The sequence below is a fragment of the Bradyrhizobium oropedii genome, assembly GCF_020889685.1.
In the GTDB taxonomy this organism is placed as follows: Bacteria; Pseudomonadota; Alphaproteobacteria; order Rhizobiales; family Xanthobacteraceae; genus Bradyrhizobium; species Bradyrhizobium oropedii.
In genome coordinates this window covers 1-532 of record NZ_JACMYO010000507.1, presented here as the reverse complement: position 1 = coordinate 532, position 532 = coordinate 1, and the positions used below count along the sequence as shown (strand labels likewise).

Annotated in this window: 1 protein-coding gene; it reads left to right on the top strand. The window is 60.7% G+C overall.

Annotated elements, in window-relative coordinates:
* A partial coding sequence (locus H8A95_RS43525; RefSeq protein ID WP_229188521.1) for a transposase occupies window positions 1-532 on the top strand: 532 nt, incomplete at both ends.

Genomic DNA, 532 nt, shown 5'->3' with positions numbered 1-532 from the left:
CCCGATCAGCAAATCTCCCTGACCGATCCCGACAGCCGCTCGATGGCAACGAGCGGCCGTGGCTCCGGCGTCGTCGGCTACAATGTGCAGGTCGCGGTCGACACCGAGCACCATCTGATTGTGGCGCACGAGGTGACGAACAGCGGTTCAGATCGGGCACAACTGGCCAATATGGCCAAGCAGGCGAAGGCTGTTCTGAAGACCGAGACGCTGGAAGCTGTGGCCGATCGCGGCTACTTCAACAGCCCAGAAATCCTCGCCTGCCACGAAGCAGGCATCACGGTAACCCTGCCCAAACCGCTTACATCGGGTGCCAAGGCGGATGGGCGCTTCGGCAAGCAGGACTTTGCCTATTTGCCAGAGGAGGACGCTTATCGATGTCCGGCTGGGGAGCGATTGCCGTATCGCTATACGAGTGAAGAAGACGGCAAGATGCTGCGGCGCTACTGGACCACAGCCTGTCAAAATTGTGCGCTCAAATCGCAATGCACAACCGGGCCGGAGCGGCGAATTGCGCGGTGGGAGCATGAGC